At 34.1% G+C, this 12116-nt stretch carries 15 protein-coding genes; 9 read left to right on the plus strand and 6 right to left on the minus strand.

Going from position 1 to position 12116, the window contains the following annotated elements; genetic code table 11:
* Positions 1-53: 53 nt before the first annotated feature.
* Both GTR01_RS20570 and GTR01_RS20575 read left to right on the plus strand, forming a co-directional pair.
* Positions 54-686: an NAD(P)H-dependent oxidoreductase gene (locus GTR01_RS20570; protein ID WP_160139597.1), complete on the plus strand. Its 633-nt coding sequence runs from the start codon at positions 54-56 to the stop codon at positions 684-686.
* Positions 687-776: 90 nt separating this feature from the next.
* On the plus strand, positions 777-1763 hold the full coding sequence (locus tag GTR01_RS20575; protein WP_160139598.1) for an MsnO8 family LLM class oxidoreductase: 987 nt from the start codon (positions 777-779) through the stop codon (positions 1761-1763).
* A gap of 53 nt (positions 1764-1816) precedes the next feature.
* Here GTR01_RS20575 and GTR01_RS20580 read toward each other — a convergent pair whose 3' ends face one another.
* Together GTR01_RS20580 and GTR01_RS20585 are read right to left on the minus strand one after the other, a co-directional pair.
* Positions 1817-2068 (minus strand): hypothetical protein, encoded by a 252-nt coding sequence (locus GTR01_RS20580; protein WP_160139599.1) that lies wholly within the window; start codon positions 2066-2068, stop codon positions 1817-1819.
* Between the two features lie 81 nt (positions 2069-2149).
* Positions 2150-2692: a hypothetical protein gene (locus GTR01_RS20585; protein ID WP_160139600.1), complete on the minus strand. Its 543-nt coding sequence runs from the start codon at positions 2690-2692 to the stop codon at positions 2150-2152.
* Positions 2693-2982: 290 nt separating this feature from the next.
* On the opposite strand from GTR01_RS20585, the gene GTR01_RS20590 reads away from it, so the two are divergent.
* Positions 2983-3927, plus strand: a complete 945-nt coding sequence (locus GTR01_RS20590; protein ID WP_160139601.1) for a 3',5'-cyclic-nucleotide phosphodiesterase — start codon at positions 2983-2985, stop codon at positions 3925-3927.
* Positions 3928-4004: 77 nt separating this feature from the next.
* Here the strand turns inward: GTR01_RS20590 and arr are convergent, their stop codons facing one another.
* The gene (gene arr, locus GTR01_RS24925) at positions 4005-4406 is read right to left on the minus strand and encodes an NAD(+)--rifampin ADP-ribosyltransferase (protein ID WP_410492609.1); all 402 of its coding nucleotides are present in this window, start codon (positions 4404-4406) and stop codon (positions 4005-4007) included.
* Between the two features lie 603 nt (positions 4407-5009).
* Here arr and GTR01_RS20600 point away from each other — a divergent pair.
* Positions 5010-5684, plus strand: coding sequence for a suppressor of fused domain protein (locus tag GTR01_RS20600; RefSeq protein WP_160139603.1), 675 nt, complete (start codon positions 5010-5012; stop codon positions 5682-5684).
* 64 nt (positions 5685-5748) lie between these two features.
* On the opposite strand, the gene GTR01_RS20605 is transcribed toward GTR01_RS20600, so the two are convergent.
* The gene (locus GTR01_RS20605) at positions 5749-6081 is read right to left on the minus strand and encodes a hypothetical protein (RefSeq protein WP_160139604.1); all 333 of its coding nucleotides are present in this window, start codon (positions 6079-6081) and stop codon (positions 5749-5751) included.
* 160 nt (positions 6082-6241) lie between these two features.
* On the opposite strand from GTR01_RS20605, the gene GTR01_RS20610 reads away from it, so the two are divergent.
* The 5 genes from GTR01_RS20610 (at position 6242) to GTR01_RS24930 (ending at position 10057) form a co-directional block, all read left to right on the plus strand.
* The gene (locus tag GTR01_RS20610; protein ID WP_160139605.1) at positions 6242-6850 is read left to right on the plus strand and encodes an SMI1/KNR4 family protein; all 609 of its coding nucleotides are present in this window, start codon (positions 6242-6244) and stop codon (positions 6848-6850) included.
* 33 nt (positions 6851-6883) lie between these two features.
* Positions 6884-7465, plus strand: coding sequence for a hypothetical protein (locus tag GTR01_RS20615; protein ID WP_160139606.1), 582 nt, complete (start codon positions 6884-6886; stop codon positions 7463-7465).
* Positions 7466-7576: 111 nt separating this feature from the next.
* Positions 7577-8452: an AraC family transcriptional regulator gene (locus GTR01_RS20620; protein WP_160139607.1), complete on the plus strand. Its 876-nt coding sequence runs from the start codon at positions 7577-7579 to the stop codon at positions 8450-8452.
* 167 nt (positions 8453-8619) lie between these two features.
* The gene (locus GTR01_RS20625) at positions 8620-9840 is read left to right on the plus strand and encodes a TCR/Tet family MFS transporter (protein WP_160139608.1); all 1221 of its coding nucleotides are present in this window, start codon (positions 8620-8622) and stop codon (positions 9838-9840) included.
* A gap of 58 nt (positions 9841-9898) precedes the next feature.
* Positions 9899-10057 (plus strand): pyridoxine 5'-phosphate oxidase C-terminal domain-containing protein, encoded by a 159-nt coding sequence (locus GTR01_RS24930; protein WP_410492610.1) that lies wholly within the window; start codon positions 9899-9901, stop codon positions 10055-10057.
* Between the two features lie 337 nt (positions 10058-10394).
* Here GTR01_RS24930 and GTR01_RS20635 read toward each other — a convergent pair whose 3' ends face one another.
* Entirely contained in the window at positions 10395-10784 is a 390-nt protein-coding gene (locus tag GTR01_RS20635) for a hypothetical protein (RefSeq protein WP_160139610.1), read from the minus strand.
* Between the two features lie 435 nt (positions 10785-11219).
* Positions 11220-12104, minus strand: coding sequence for a hypothetical protein (locus tag GTR01_RS20640; RefSeq protein ID WP_160139611.1), 885 nt, complete (start codon positions 12102-12104; stop codon positions 11220-11222).
* Positions 12105-12116: the final 12 nt, after the last annotated feature.

A 12116-nucleotide genomic window follows, 5' to 3' on the forward strand; every position in this document is an offset into this window, starting at 1 on the left:
TTATGCTATAACTTTGCAGCATCCTCAATAAGAATACAATAAATAATAAAATTATGTCACTACACGAAACTCTCAATTGGAGATCTGCAACCAAAGGTTATAACGGAAAAACCATTGAAAATGAGAAACTAGAACAGATATTGGAAGCGATTCGCCTTGCTCCTTCAAGTTCAGGTTTACAGCCTTTTAAAGTATTGGTGATTAAAAATAAAGAACTCAGAGAAAAGCTGCAACCTATTTCCTGTAATCAGGATCAAATCGTACAGGCTTCTCATATTCTAGTCTTTGCGGCGTGGGACGAATATACCACAGAAAGAGTAGATTCATTCTTTGAATTCAGCAATCAGGTAAGAAATCTTCCCCCTACAACTACTGATGACTATCGTTTGAATTTATTAAGGATGTTGGAACAACAGACCAAAGATCAACACTTTAACAATGCATCCAAACAAACTTATATTGCTTTAGGTTTTGGACTTTTGGCTGCCGCAGACCTTAGAGTGGATGCCACCCCCATAGAAGGATTTAACAATGAGGCTGTAGATCAAATTCTTAACCTCCCGGAGAAAGGTTTAAAAAGTACCGTTCTAATGGCTCTTGGCTATAAAGATGAAGCTACAGACTGGTGGGGAAAACTGGACAGGGTAAGAAGATCGAAGGAAGAACTCTTTGTGGAGATCAACTAAAATAAACATAAAATAAATAATAAAAAGCTGGAGATCTTTTGAGGGTCTCCCTTTTTTTGTATTAATTTAATGGACTGATAAATCATTACAATGGATTTGAAATTAAGCATTCTCGATCAAACTCCTGTTATCAAAGGAGGCAGCGCTGCTCAGGCACTTGAAAATAGCCTGGCTCTAGCAAAAATGGCGGACGAATTGGGATATCATAGTATTTTGTACTCAGAACATCATGGTGTGGAAGCCTATGGAAGCTCAAGTCCTGAAATCCTGGCAGCAACTGTTTTAGCATATACCCAAAATATTAAAGTGGGCACCGGAGGAATTATGCTGCGTAATTATTCCGCTTTTAAAATTGCTGAGTGGGCAAAAATGCTGGCCATACTCTATCCCAACCGTTTTATATTAGGATTGGGAAAAGCTCCCGGAGGTCTGAAAGATGCCGTTCTTGCTTTGAATGGGCATAAACTTCCCATCCTTAATAATCTGAATGAAAAGTTGGAAGAAATCATTGCTTATCTAAAAGAACAAAACTACAAAGAAGCCGGAGTGTTTGCCCAACCCACTCACGTTTCTGCATTACCAGAGCTTACATGGCTGGGTTCTGGAGAAAACTCTGCAAAAGAAGCGGCAAAATATGGCATTTCCTACTCTATGGCTGATTTCATAGCAGACGGCTCAAATACTGAAATTCGTAACATGTATCTGGAGGAGTTTAATGAGGAAGGATATCACAATCAACCTTCCTTTCAGGTAGCTATTTCTGTTTCTGTTGCTGAGAATATGGAACAAGCACGCCGAAACGCATTTGGAATGGTATATCAGTTTGTTGAATCCAGAAAAATCCAAGCTCCCGGCGCATTGAGATCTTCTGAAGAAGTGGAAACTCTTATTAATGGGAGTGAAGACGAAGAATTATTTAATACTTTACTAAATAAGGTTATCATAGGCACACCGGATACTATACATTCAAAACTAAAAGAAAAAGCAGTACAATACGGAACTGATGATCTTGTTCTATTATCGAATATGTTCCGAGAAGAAGACCGGATCTTTACTTATAAAAGCATTATTAAGTAAAAGTCTGCTCATTTTAACCATGGGCAGACCTATTTTCTTATTTTAAATTTTACTTATTTAAGGTTTCGGGATTCTAATTCTTTTTCTAATGCCTGGCTACGTCTGTTCCATTGAGTTCCCAGAAATACAGCAAAAAATAATGGAAACAGGGTAAAAAAACCAATCCCGTGGCTTACGCTGCTATATACAGCTACCCCAATGAAGCCCCCTATGAGAGCAGCAGTCACAATTTTATCAGATTTAGATTTGTTTTTCTTCTCTAATAATTCCTGATCAGTTAATTCTTTTAATCCTTTTTCACTCATGGTTATTGTTTTAGTTTTTATCTGAAATTTCTGCTAACTTACAAAAGTTTCGTTTTAAAATGAAAAATTTAAAGATTTTAATTAATTGACAGCCTGGCTCATAAGTTCAGTGGTAATTCTTAAAGATTTTAAAAGATTTTTATTATCAAAAAATAATGTTGAATAATGTTTTTCTCTTTTAAAAATCAGCTCTGAACCTCCCGGAAACTCACTATTATTATCTAGTTTCTGTACTTTTGCTCCGTATTTTTTGAACTTAGCTTTGGCTTCTTCCAGTGTCGTTTTATTCAAAACAAGACTATAAGGCAACCCTTCTATGATCAATGGCTGGCCATCCGGGATTTCAAAGAACATTTCATTGATTGTATTATTCTTTCCAAGGCCGGAATATAATCCTAATCCTGCTTCCGTAATCCATTTAGCATATTTTTCCTCATTAGCATCTTCATAGAAAACAGTTTCTGTATGCAATGCTTTTGAAATTTTATCTGTGGTTTGTGGAAAAATAAATTCTGAGTTTTTATCCAGTAAAGAATTCAAATCAACTTTTTTTTGCGAAAATGCAGTAAAGCTTATGAATTGTAAAATTACTGCCAGCCCTAAAGTAAACGGTTTTATCTTCATATCAACTATTTTAATGGTTTTCGGGTTTAAAGATATTAAAATTGTTGGAAGCCGAAAGAAATAGACCGGAAGTTATTATTGAACAAGCTATTATTAAACCACAATGGAGACACAAAAACTTTGTGACTTTTGTGGTTAAACTTAGACAGACTTATCGAATACCATACTTTTTTCAGTTTTTGCCTTTCTTAGATGAAGAATGAACAGTTTTTAATAAAGAAAACCGGAAAAAAATAATGTAAATTTGCCCTAACTTACCGCAAAGGTTGAGTCTTTTTAGTTTGAATATAATGAAAAAAACAGCATTTTCTTTACTGGCACTTGTGATACATCTGGCCTGCCAGGCACAAAATTTTGACGTTATTCCATTAGGAATCTATGGAGGAGAACAGGAAGATAATTTATCGGCATATCTGGTGGGAGCCACCAAAGACAACACTTTTCTTTGTCTTGATGCCGGTACTGTAAACACAGGAATCCGAAAAGCAATCCAGGAGAAAAGTCTTAACGGAACTGAAGAAACGGTTCTGAAAGAGCAGATCAAAGGTTATTTTATTTCTCATGGTCATTTGGATCATTTGGCAGGTCTTATTATCAACTCTCCGGCTGATTCCAAAAAAGATATTTTCGCCATCCCATCTGTTATTCAAATTTTTCAGAATCATTATTTTATTACAGATACCTGGATCAATTTTGCTGATCAGGGACAGAAACCAATCCTTGGAAAGTATCATTATAATGAGCTTCAGGAAGGGGTGGAAATTCCAACGAAGAAGACTTCTTTCTTCTTAACTGGGTATGAATTAAGCCATGTCAATCCATACAAGAGCAGCGCTGCTCTTGTAAGAAATGAAGACCATTACCTTCTTTATTTGGGTGATACAGGAGCGGATAGAATTGAGAAATCTGACCGTATGGACAACCTCTGGAAAAATGTAGCACCACTCGTACAGAACAAACAGTTGAACACTATACTGATTGAAGTTTCCTTCCCAAACAGCCAGCCTGAAAACCTACTGTTTGGACATCTTACGCCTAACCTATTGGTGGAAGAATTGGAGAAACTAAAAGATAAAACAGGGCAGAAAGATCTGGAAGGCCTGAATATTGTGGTTACTCATAGAAAACCAACAGGTAAAAATCCTGAGATCATCAAACAGGAATTATTGAAAAACAACCCTTTAAAGGTAAAGTACATCTTTCCTGAACAGGGTAAAAGAATTAATTTACCTTAATTATAAAAAGCGATGAGCCGTGGGTTTCATCGCTTTTTAGTTTATTAATCTGGATATCATTTCTGAAAACTCCCCGATTAATTGATTATTTCTCCTTTATTATTTTCCAGTTTTCCACGAAATTTCTGAATATCTTCAGGATTAGGTTTATTCCAGTCTGTTGCTTCTCCTACAATTTTCAATGGAAATTCTGAACGATAAGAACGGGTCAGATTGCCTGGAAATTTTTTATCCGTCAGATTGGGATCATTTTCAAAAATACCTGTTGGTTCTACTACATATACCCGCTCAACTCCATCACCTTTCGCTAATGTTGCAGCAAGACCCGCTCCATTAAGCAGAGCCGTAAAGTAAATATGGTTCATCTTAAAATCAGATTTATAATTGGAATTGCCTCCTGCTGTCAGCAAATCTCCTATTTGCAGATCTGCTTTTGTACCATGATAAAAAGGGCCTTTATCAAAAATTTCATCTTTCACCTTTACCGCAAGCTCATTATATTCTTTTGATTTTTCCGAATCAGAAAGTTCTTGATAACACTCAGCAATCTTTGAATATAAAGAATACAAAGCGCTTTTCGTTGTATTATCATTAGGTTTTAAAGAATGATATAAAGCTATTTCAAACCATTTTAAACGCTCGGAAGAGTTTTTTTGAGACCTCCCCATATAATATGCTGCAAGAAATTTTTCAACATCGTTTGTGGCTTCACTCCAGCCTTGTTCAAATAATTTACCGGCTTCTTCTGGTTTGTTTTGTTCCTCCATACTTATTCCCTGAATACAGAGCTTTACAACTTTATTGAAAGGTGAAAATTCCATGGTATCTTTATTTTGATCAATTACTAGTGGTAAGATTTTCAATGTGCTATAACAAATGTATACAAATATTCTTCCTTGTTTATTGTACTCTTCAATTTTCTTTACTTGCCCTTTTCAGAAAGACAGGATTATACCATTACCATTGAATCAATCAACTAGCTTTATCACTGGATTGATGGTCTAAAATCTAAAAATTAATCCTATATTTAAAGGAATATAACAGCAAACTGCTCAATCAATAATAACGATAACTTCTAAAAAATGGATAAGGAACTGATCGAAAGAATACAAAATAAAAAGCATTACTATGAAAATGTCGAAGCGCTGGAAAAGCATCTGGACACTCATTTTGAAAGTGACGAAATAACTGTTTTCCATGAAATGGTATCTCTGGATTTTCATCTGGATGTTTATTTTATTCAACCTAAAGATGAAGATTTCAATCTGCTGATAACTGCCGGGATGAGTTTATTAGAAATGAAGGTTCAGGATACTATTCAGGATAAGGAAGAGTATGCTTTTGCTGAACTCTTGATTTTACTCCCTAAAGATATTAAATTTGAAAAAACGTTTCCAAGTGAGGGAAAGAACGACTGGATCATCGCCTTGATAAAAGAAATGGCAAGGTTTCCACATCACCAGGATACATTCCTTACAGAAGGGCACTCGTTACAGGCATGGAGTGATATTTCAGAGCCTTATGATGAAAACACTCAGTTTACAAGCTCTATTTTATTGCCTTCCGCCACTTTTGACGATGATTTTATGCAAATTACCAGTGAAGACAGAATCATTAATCTGTACACTCTTTTTCCACTCTATCAAAATGAATTGGAATATAAAATAGAAAATGGCTACGACAAGTTTTTCGACTTATTGATAGAAGGTAATATCCCTGATATTCTCAATAATAACCGTAAAAATTTATTGGAATAAACGGTTTATAAAAAACGATTAAGTCTGATCATTGGATTCCTATTCTGATTTTCAGACTTTTAAATTATTTCTTTTTGATAATGATATCTCCATCTGATAACCTTACATTTTCATTATTTATATTCAGCTCAACCCATTGTTTTGGGTCATCAGACTCGCAATCATTGATGATTCTATAATCTGAGTATCCTGTGCGGAAATCCGGCAGCTCCAAAATCATATCAACAGTCTTTTTACTGATTTGATAGCCGTTAAACATATCTAATAGATGAACAGTTTCTGACAATTCTTCCTTCAGCTGTACATTAGATTCTTTATTTACTTCATTACTGATTAAATCATTCAGTTTTTCAATTTCTCTAACAATAAACTCCCTTGCCGTCATAATGATTTGCATTGATTCTTTTACTCAAAATTAGCCATTTCCCAACTTTTTACATCTAGAAATATTCCAAACCCAATCCTTTAGTCTTAAATATCAACAATAACTTTAAAATCATAAGCCTCAATTGTCATAAAATCTTTAAATTTAAACAAGTATGTAATTAAGTATCATCATGAAATGGAAAGGTGTCAAAAAATTAAAAAGGAGTCATTCAATTATTCAGGTTGAAAATGTTTTTGGAAAGAAGCTGCCACCCGAATATAAGACTTTAATTCTCATTTGTAATAACGGGTATCCTGAGCCTAACCTCTTGAATCTACAAGATAAAAAAGGTAAAGTATTTGGAGAGCTTTTAAATTTTAATCTGGATGAGAAAGGTAATATCTTAGAACATTATTCTTGGATGAAGGACAAGCTTCCTTTAAATGTATTCCCTATTACAATAACACCTGGTGGAGATTATTTATGTTATAACTATCAGGAAAATTCAGCCAGTCCAACGATTGTATATTGGGATCATGAACAAAATTCTGATATTATTAATGATGAAAGAATCATCTCTGAAAATCAAAAATACAATTTAGATTTTGTCGCCAACACCATAGTAGAATTACTTTCTCAATTGAATGAGAATGATACCGATGAAATAGACACTGGTGATGTGGTCACCCTATGGGAAGATTTTCTAAACGAAGAGGAATTAAAAAAATTAAGTGACAAGGATTTAGAAGAGGTAAACTATAGAAGAGCCAGACAAGGATGGGCTCCCATTGAAAAGTAAAAGTGTAAAATACCTATATATATTGTAGTTAAGATGCATCAACAAGAAATCTCAGAAAAGGAAATTCCGTTTGTTCTCAACCGATTCAACCGGAGTTTATGGTGGTCATTATTGGTCTTCCCTTTTATACTTATCATTATATTTCTGCCTTTATACCTTGTTATTTTCTTTATCAACTCGTTTTTTCTTAAACAACATTTTGATCATCAGGAGGTTTTTACCTATTATTTCATAGCAATTCTTACTTTAGTTGTTATTAACTTTTTATATGGGAAAATAATTATTGGAAATAAGATCAAGAAAAAAGAAGTGTACAAAATACAAGAATCCTTTCTTGTTCAAAAAAAAGACTCTTATACTTACACTTCGGAAACAGCATCAGACAGCCATTATTTTAAACTTTACTTATCTGGAGAAGACCATCAGCAAAAAGGGATATATGTATCCAAAGAAGATTACAAAAGAATCAAAGAAGGAAGTTCTATCAGTTTAACTTATTTTAAAATTGTAGATATTCCTGTAGAAGGCTTTTATGAGAGTGAAAAAATGGATTCTTTCCGTTTTTTTGTTGTAAACAGATGGGAGCATATCAAAAGACAATTATTTTTCTGCTGAACCAGGTATTCATTTACGTTTTAATGGCAATTACATACAATTTGTAATGTAAAATCAAACTTTAAGTCTTAATTTCGGCTATAAATGTACTTTTTTTTCCGAAATTTGAATATGGCTTTATTCTTAACTCCTGACAATGTTTATAAACTGTACAATATTGATCCTTCAAAAAAGATGGAAGGTATCGTTATTCTGCATCAACAAAACCATCCCGGAAAGGAATACACAGAGCACACTCGTGTATTTGACGGATTGCTATTAGGATTTATGATACAAGGATCCATGAAAGCTCAGATCCATTTTCTGGAATATGAACTCAATGCAGGAGACATCGCCGTCTTACAACCCAAACTGATGATTGACACCCAATCTCTTAGCAAAAATGCAGAAATAGTAACCATTGGCCTTTCACTAGATTTTATTGCTGCATTTCCAATCTTGCGTGAATTTGTGATGAACTCTCAAGTCCGATGGCAGCCGGTTATCAGGCTTCAGCATGAAGAAATAAGATTACAGAAAGAGTTGGTAACATTAATCCAAAACTTTTACCATAAAACCCCAAGCCCAAGAAAGACTGAAATGCTGCGCCATCTCGTAATTGCACTGATGTGCATGATTTCCGAAGCTTATTCCGGGTTGGCAGATCAGAATAATTTCACAAAGAACCGTACCCATGAAATCATTGATGATTTTTATTTGCTGATTTCAAAATATGCCACCCAACAAAGAAGTGTTAGATTCTACGCAGAAAAACTACATTTAACACCACAATATCTTTCTACTTTTTTGAAACAGAAAACAGGAAAATCAGTTTTGCAATGGATTGACCATGCTATGATTCTCCATGCTAAAACACAACTCAAGTCAACAAATTTATCCATTAAGCAGATTAGTCATGATTTACATTTTGAAAACTCCAGTGTATTCTGCAGATTTTTTAAAAAAATTACAGGGGTCTCACCAAGAGCTTTCAGAAACGGTTCATAAAACACTGCCCTATAGCATTTATATTTGTAAAGGCCTCAATATGATCTTAAAAAAAGATAATTTATTGATCATTTACTAAAAACAGAATCTATATCACATTACAAATTGCATATAAACACCATGAAAGTGTAACAGAAATACGGCCTGCCTAGTTTTACTTTTACACCATGAAAAATTCAACAAAAAAAGCAGCAATTGGGTTTATATTTGTAACCTTGCTGATTGACATTACAGGATGGGGAATCATACTTCCGGTAGTTCCAAAACTTATTAAAGAGCTTATTCATGGTGATATCAGTGAAGCGGCTCAATATGGCGGATGGCTTGGTTTTACTTATGCTTTTACACAATTTATATTTTCTCCTGTCATAGGAAATCTTAGTGACCAGTATGGAAGACGGCCTATTATTTTAATTTCTCTTTTTGGATTTGCTGTAGACTATCTTTTTTTAGCACTCGCTCCCTCCATCGGATGGTTATTTCTAGGAAGAATTATTGCAGGGCTTACAGGAGCCAGCATATCAACAGCAAGTGCTTATATTGCTGATATTTCAACAGATAAAGACAGGGCTAAAAATTTTGGTATGATTGGAGCGGCTTTAGGTTTAGGATTCATCATTGGCCCGGTTATCGGTGGATTATTAGGTCATTATGGCGCAAGAGTTCCTTTCTATGCTGCGGCCGGTCTGTGTTTTTTAAATTTTCTTTATGGTTATTTTATTCTTCCGGAAAGTCTTGATCAGAATAAGCGCAGAGCATTTGTATGGAAACGGGCTAATCCGATCGGATCACTTCATTTTTTAAGAAAACACCGTGAAATCTCAGGTTTAGTTATCGCTTTAGTTCTGGTTTATATTGGAATTCATGCTGTACAAAGCAACTGGCATTTCTTTACGATGTATAAATTTGGCTGGACTGAGCGCATGGTAGGAGTTTCCCTTGGAACCCTCGGATTATTACTAGGATTAGTTCAGGGAGTTTTGATAAGGTGGACAACTCCAAAATTAGGTGAACAAAAGAGTGTTTATTATGGTTTGGTGTGTTACGCTCTAGGATTGTTATTATTTGCTTTTGCTACTCAGGGATGGATGATGTTTGTTTTCCTTATCCCCTATAGCCTGGGTGGAATCTGTGGCCCAGCGCTACAATCCATCATCACTAAAAATATCCCATCCAATGAACAGGGAGAGCTTCAGGGATCATTAACAAGTTTAGTAAGTGCTACTTCTATCATAGGGCCTCCAATAATGACAAATTTATTCTACTATTTCACTCATGACGAAGCGCCTTTCAAATTTTCAGGAGCACCATTTTTTCTAGCTTCCGTATTAATGACAATCAGTGTAATCATAGTATATTTTGTTTTCCGACAAAATAAAAGTAATTAAATTGGGAAAAGCCTAAAGAAAGTCGTCGCATTGGACTAAAGACTGGATGGATTTTCCAATGTGCGACATCTGTTACCTGCCTGAAAACCGGGAAGCTTATGCCATTGAACCTGTCCATATTGAATTTTTAACGTTTAGTGAAAATCGATTCCATGATCGCAGCCAGTTTCAAAAAGAAAATGACGATCATTGGAGGGAAATTAAATTACAACCATAATTAGGTCTTAGAAAAAGAAAAATCCTGCAATTTTTAAAATTGCAGGATTTTTAGTTTTTTAAACTTGCTATGAAAGCAATGTTATCCGCGGAGAGTGAGGGATTCGAACTATTTGATATAAGCTGTTGAAAATGAATCTATTTGATGATTTAAATTCAACAATAGCCACGAATTTGCCACAACTCCATAAATATTTTAATCTACAAAATCTAACAAAAGATTTAAAGAACGTTTTAGTTTTGATATTACAAATATAATAAAAATCATCTTTTAGTAGAGGTAAGATATTCTTTTATTTAATCAATCATGATAAAGACACCTAGTGAATTTTTTAATACTATGCTCTTTTTTTCCATTTCAGAGAAGAATTCTTATTTCTATTTTGAAAGTAATGCTCTGCTGCTAAGAGTGTATCCTCAATAGATACAACTTTCATCGGCGAATAAAATAGTTGTTCTCCTGCAATTACTATCGGTATATGTTTTCTGCTTGAATTCTGTTCTTTATTTATAAGATCAAAAATAATTCCGTCTATGGAAACTGAAACAGCATAATTATCATTACCACCACCAATGTACAATTCGGAAAAGGTATCTTTTGCTATTATCTCGGTAAATTCAGACTGATCTAAACGAATAATAAAATCTTCTAACTGTGTGAAGCGTTTAATAATAAAGGTCTCCCTAACAATGGAGCTTCGGTTCCATCGGTCAAAAATAATTTGCATAAAATTTATGTTTTTTAATATCAAGCCAAGAACTGGTTCTATCGTTCTTGTTTAAACTCTTCCCATACTTCTTGAGTATATTTCTTTTCCTCAAATATTTTAAATATGCCACCTCTGTAATTATCAAAATCTGTCCAAACTTCATAATTTGTCCGATCGTACAGTTAGTCGTTGCCATCAATAACATTACGGCAGCTGTCTTTTTTATTATGTTAGGATCTTTTCAATGATTTTTTTCATTTTTGATTCAATAAAAATATAGCTTCTCAAGAACAAGAAACAGTATTGTATTGGCTGTAGCAGTATGTTTTTTTCTGAATTTGTTCCATTTAAACCAATGGAAATTCTTATCGAACAAAATTAAAGCTGATTCTATCAGCTTTAATTTATAAAATTCATTTTCTTAAATTGTAGTGGATTATCCCTTGTGAAGAATTATATTTCAAAGTCTATTCCGGGATAGTCTTGTAATAATTTGTATTTACTCTCTTTTAATAATTCTATCTGGGGAACTATCTGAGGTGTAAGGTGCCAACTATTGATAGTTAACTGCATTAAATCATTATTGGGTTGATATTTTGGTAAACCAAGTCTTGATCTTATATTGAGCCATAATACAATTTCAATTGCAAATACGAAATAGTCAGAAGAGGCAAAGTCAGGTGTTCTGTCTTTATATTCATCCTCATCGGACTGCTCAATATGAAAAATACTTAATTCATCAACCAATTGAGCTAGTAAGTTTAAATCTTTGGTATCCCAGTGTTCCAATGCTTTATTATATGGTGCTAGGTCGTCCGGGGAATTTAATTTGCTCTGATCTAGCTCAATTCCTTGCCATTTGCAGAAAAGTTCTAACATAAACCAAACATGTTTGTAGGCAGGATTCCATCCGTTATATTGTTTTCCGTACAACATCTCTATTAAGACATGTCCATATTTTATTGCTATTTCATCCCACCCCAGAAGTAATCCCTGTGCCAGATGTTTTATCGCCTTATCAAATTGTAAAGCTTGTCTATAAGTTTCAACTTTTTTCCCCAGAAAATAACGCACATTGTTAGACTCTATACCAAATAGAGTTGAGTTAGATAGTAATTCATAATCTACTTTATTTTCTTTTAAAAACTTTTCAATAAAATTCCAATGATACCAAACTGATAAATATTCAAGTCCTGAAGTTACTGCTACAGCACTTTTCTTTCCATCCAGAAATTCTTGAATTTCTGCGATCGATTGTGAATAGTGGCTCTGTAGTCTACCTATTTGCTCTGTTTTTTTACCGATTGTATATTCTTTTGACTCAATTAAATTTTTCATATTTCTTTTTTA

Origin of the sequence: Chryseobacterium sp. c4a (assembly GCF_009900745.1) — a bacterium.
In the GTDB taxonomy this organism is placed as follows: Bacteria; Bacteroidota; Bacteroidia; order Flavobacteriales; family Weeksellaceae; genus Chryseobacterium.

What these genes read in the sequence shown, in the direction of transcription:
- GTR01_RS20570 (WP_160139597.1), top strand. Translation starts at nt 54, where the DNA reads ATGTCACTACACGAAACTCTCAATTGGAGATCTGCAACCAAAGGTTAT.
- GTR01_RS20575 (WP_160139598.1), top strand. Translation starts at nt 777, where the DNA reads ATGGATTTGAAATTAAGCATTCTCGATCAAACTCCTGTTATCAAAGGA.
- GTR01_RS20580 (WP_160139599.1), bottom strand. Translation starts at nt 2,068, where the DNA reads ATGAGTGAAAAAGGATTAAAAGAATTAACTGATCAGGAATTATTAGAG.
- GTR01_RS20585 (WP_160139600.1), bottom strand. Translation starts at nt 2,692, where the DNA reads ATGAAGATAAAACCGTTTACTTTAGGGCTGGCAGTAATTTTACAATTC.
- GTR01_RS20590 (WP_160139601.1), top strand. Translation starts at nt 2,983, where the DNA reads ATGAAAAAAACAGCATTTTCTTTACTGGCACTTGTGATACATCTGGCC.
- GTR01_RS20600 (WP_160139603.1), top strand. Translation starts at nt 5,010, where the DNA reads ATGGATAAGGAACTGATCGAAAGAATACAAAATAAAAAGCATTACTAT.
- GTR01_RS20605 (WP_160139604.1), bottom strand. Translation starts at nt 6,081, where the DNA reads ATGCAAATCATTATGACGGCAAGGGAGTTTATTGTTAGAGAAATTGAA.
- GTR01_RS20610 (WP_160139605.1), top strand. Translation starts at nt 6,242, where the DNA reads ATGAAATGGAAAGGTGTCAAAAAATTAAAAAGGAGTCATTCAATTATT.
- GTR01_RS20615 (WP_160139606.1), top strand. Translation starts at nt 6,884, where the DNA reads ATGCATCAACAAGAAATCTCAGAAAAGGAAATTCCGTTTGTTCTCAAC.
- GTR01_RS20620 (WP_160139607.1), top strand. Translation starts at nt 7,577, where the DNA reads ATGGCTTTATTCTTAACTCCTGACAATGTTTATAAACTGTACAATATT.
- GTR01_RS20625 (WP_160139608.1), top strand. Translation starts at nt 8,620, where the DNA reads ATGAAAAATTCAACAAAAAAAGCAGCAATTGGGTTTATATTTGTAACC.
- GTR01_RS24930 (WP_410492610.1), top strand. Translation starts at nt 9,899, where the DNA reads ATGTGCGACATCTGTTACCTGCCTGAAAACCGGGAAGCTTATGCCATT.
- GTR01_RS20635 (WP_160139610.1), bottom strand. Translation starts at nt 10,784, where the DNA reads ATGCAAATTATTTTTGACCGATGGAACCGAAGCTCCATTGTTAGGGAG.
- GTR01_RS20640 (WP_160139611.1), bottom strand. Translation starts at nt 12,104, where the DNA reads ATGAAAAATTTAATTGAGTCAAAAGAATATACAATCGGTAAAAAAACA.